We start from the raw sequence: 3,274 nt of genomic DNA on the forward strand, positions 1-3,274 counted from the left end.
GCGCTGCGGGCCGGGATCGACGTCCGGATGATCACCGGCGACCACGCGGTCACGGCCCAGGCGATCGCCGGCAAGCTGGGGCTCGGCCCGGGCGCGGTCAGCGGCACCGAGCTGCGCGAGCTGTCCGACGACGACCTCACCCGGCGACTGCCCCAGCTGCACGTCTTCGGCCGGGTGTCACCCCAGGACAAGCTGCGCCTGGCCCGGGTGATGCAGGCCGACGGCCGGATCGTGGCCATGACCGGGGACGCGGTCAACGACGCCGCGGCGTTGAAACAGGCGGACATCGGCGTCGCCATGGGCAGCGGCAGCGAGGTCACCAAGCAGGCCGCCCGCATGATCCTCACCGACGACAACTTCGGCACGCTGGTCCGCGCGGTCGGGATCGGCCGCCGGGTGTACGAGAAGATCGTCGCCTACGTGCGGTATCAGATGACCCAACTGCTGGCCCTGGTGCTGCTCTTCGTGGCGGCCACCGCGTTCAACATCAACGAGGGCGTGGCGCTGACCCCGTCGATGGTGCTCTACCTGTTCTTCTTCGCCACCGCCATCGGCGTGATCATCATCGCCGTGGACCCGGGCGATCCGCACGTCATGGACCGGCCCCCGCGCGACCCGAAGGTGCCGATCACCAACCCGCGAGCGGTGTTGTACTGGCTGCTCTACGCGGGGGTGCTGTTCGTGGCTGCGCTCGTACCGCTGGTCGCCGGTCCGGACCAGCCGCGCACCGACGCGCCCAGCGCGGCCATGACCATGGCCTTCGTGGTGCTCGGTCTCGGCACGGTCGGTAACGCGATCACCAACCGCCGGGACCCGGCTTCCGGCCTGTTGCCGCCGATCGGCAAAGCTGCCGCCATCGGCCTGATCCCGGTCGTCCTGCTGGTGGTCGCCACCCGGGTCGACTTCCTGCAGCACAGCCTGCTGACGCAGCCGTTGACCGGTCCCCAGTGGCTGGCCTGCCTGGCTCTCGGCCTGGCCCTGCCGGTGGCGGTCGAGACGGCGAAGCTGGTGCGCCGGCGCCATGTGCCCCGGGCGGCCACCGATCCGGTGCGAGCGGTCACCCCGGAGCGCGGCCGTCCACCGGCCCTGAACTCCATTCCGCCCCTTCCCCGCTGAACGCCGAGGAGAGCCATGGCCAAGCACAAACACGCGGATCCGGCGGCCGGCAACGGCCAGTTGCCCCGCCCGCGGATGAAGAACAAGGAGTACCGGCGGGAGCTGCGCGGGCTGCACGCCGAGCTGGTCGCGTTGCAGGAGTGGGTGCGGTCCACCGGAGCCAAGGTCTGTGTCGTGTTCGAGGGCCGGGACACCGCCGGCAAGGGCGGCACGATCAAGGCGATCACCGAGCGGGTGAGCCCGCGGGTGTTCCGGGTGGTCGCGCTGCCCGCACCGAGCGCGCGCGAACGGTCGCAGATGTATCTGCAGCGGTACGTGCCGCATCTGCCGGGCGCCGGTGACGTGGTCATCTTCGACCGCAGCTGGTACAACCGGGCCGGCGTCGAGCCGGTGATGGGCTTCTGCACCCAGGAGCAGACCGACGAGTTCCTGCAGGCGGCGCCGGACGTCGAACGCGCCATCGTCGACTCCGGGGTGATCCTGCTCAAGTACTGGCTGGAGGTCAGCGCCGACGAGCAGACCCGGCGTCTGCAGAGCCGCATCGACGATCCGCGCAAGGTGTGGAAGCTGTCGGATCTGGACCTCAAGTCCTACAGCCGGTGGCACGAGTACTCCCGGTGCCGCGACGAGATGTTCAAGGCGACGGACACCGCCTGGGCGCCGTGGTACCTGGCCCGTACCGACGACAAGAAGCGCGGGCGGCTCAACATCATCAACCATCTGCTGGCCAATGTCCCGTACGAGCCGTTGAAGCATCGTGCGGTGAGCCTGCCGAAGCGGGACAAGGCCAACGGATACCAGGAACCGGCCATGCCGCTGCGGTTCATCGCTACGCCGTACTGACCCGTCCGCACAGCCCGGCCACGGGCGGCGGCAGCCTCGTTGCTGCCGCCGCCCCCGGCCGGTCACGAGACGATGTGCATCTCGTGCCGGGTGTTGTTGAGCCGTCGCCCGCCGTCCTCGGTCACCGTGACGATGTCCTCGATCCGTACGCCGAACCGGCCGGGCAGGTAGACGCCGGGCTCGATCGAGAAGCACATGCCCGGCACCAGCGGCCGCCACTCACCCTCCACCAGGTACGGCGGTTCGTGCGTGGTCAGCCCGATGCCGTGCCCGGTGCGGTGGATGAAGTACCGGCCGTAGCCGGCGTCGTCGATGACCCGGCGCGCCACCCGGTCGATGTCCTGGCACGCCACGCCCGGTCGCACGGCCTCGAACGCGGTCTGCTGGGCCCGGCGGACCAGATCGAAGACCTCGTGTTCCTCGTCGGTGGCCGGACCCACGTGCACGGTACGGGTGGTGTCGGAGCCGTAGCCCTCGCACAGGCCGCCGAAGTCCAGGATCACCATGTCCCCGTCCCGCACGATCCGCTCGCCCATCTCGTGATGCGGCCTGGCGCCGTTGGGACCGGAACCGACGATGGTGAAGTCGACCTGGGTGTGCCCGTGCTCGCGCAGGAACCCGGCCAGATCGGCGCCGATCTCGCGTTCGGTGCGGCCGGCGAAGCGTACGCCGATGATCTGCTCGTAGGCCGCGTCCGCGGCCGCCCCGGCGGCGGCGAGCCGGCTGACCTCGTCGCTGCCTTTGACCGCCCGCAGCATCGGCAGCGCTGTCGTCATCGCGCTGTAGCGGCAGCCCGGCACCAGCCGCTGCAGGCCGAGCAGGTGCATCGCCCAGGTGGAGTCGGACATCGCGTAGTGGCCGACGGTGTCCAGCAGCGATCCGAGGACGGCGTACGGGTCGTCCCCGTCGGCCCAGCTGACCAGCGAGACGGTGCCCACACCGGGGGCCGCCTCGACGTCGGGACGTTCGAGCGCCGGCACCAGCATGACCGGTTCCCGGTCGGCGTCCAGGATCAGCAGGGTGATCCGTTCCGTGATGGCGGTCGGGTGATAGCCGGTGAAGTAGGCGAGATCGGGACCGGGACTCACCAGGATCCCGGTGAGCCCGGCCTCGCGGGCCTGCATGACCGCACGCTCCATGCGGCGGGCGTAGTCCTTCGCGTCGAACGGCCTGGTCGTCATCGGACGTGCCTCCTGTCGCCGGCGGGGCAGTCGCCTCAGCGGCGCCCGGCCGGCTGGGTCGGAATGGTGTGAGTGGCCGCCGCCGCGGCGGCAGAACGGTCCAGAGTGGTGAGCGGTTCGCTGCGGTGCCGGCC

At 70.6% G+C, this 3,274-nt stretch carries 3 protein-coding genes; 2 read left to right on the top strand and 1 reads right to left on the bottom strand.

The window, feature by feature from the left end:
- Together AB0C29_RS40050 and ppk2 are read left to right on the top strand one after the other, a co-directional pair.
- Positions 1-1,116: HAD-IC family P-type ATPase (locus AB0C29_RS40050; protein WP_360832065.1), on the top strand; the 1,116-nt coding region annotated here is incomplete at its 5' end.
- A gap of 15 nt (positions 1,117-1,131) precedes the next feature.
- Positions 1,132-1,959, top strand: coding sequence for a polyphosphate kinase 2 (gene ppk2 / locus AB0C29_RS40055; RefSeq protein WP_360832068.1), 828 nt, complete (start codon positions 1,132-1,134; stop codon positions 1,957-1,959).
- A gap of 62 nt (positions 1,960-2,021) precedes the next feature.
- On the opposite strand, the gene AB0C29_RS40060 is transcribed toward ppk2, so the two are convergent.
- Positions 2,022-3,140: an aminopeptidase P family protein gene (locus tag AB0C29_RS40060; RefSeq protein ID WP_360832072.1), complete on the bottom strand. Its 1,119-nt coding sequence runs from the start codon at positions 3,138-3,140 to the stop codon at positions 2,022-2,024.
- Positions 3,141-3,274 lie beyond the last annotated feature (134 nt).

This window comes from Actinoplanes sp. NPDC048791, assembly GCF_040650095.1.
Lineage (GTDB): Bacteria > Actinomycetota > Actinomycetes > Mycobacteriales > Micromonosporaceae > Actinoplanes.

Bases quoted from the DNA above. Each gene is read 5' to 3' on its own strand.
- AB0C29_RS40060 (WP_360832072.1), bottom strand. From the start codon at position 3,140: ATGACGACCAGGCCGTTCGACGCGAAGGACTACGCCCGCCGCATGGAG.
- ppk2 (WP_360832068.1), top strand. From the start codon at position 1,132: ATGGCCAAGCACAAACACGCGGATCCGGCGGCCGGCAACGGCCAGTTG.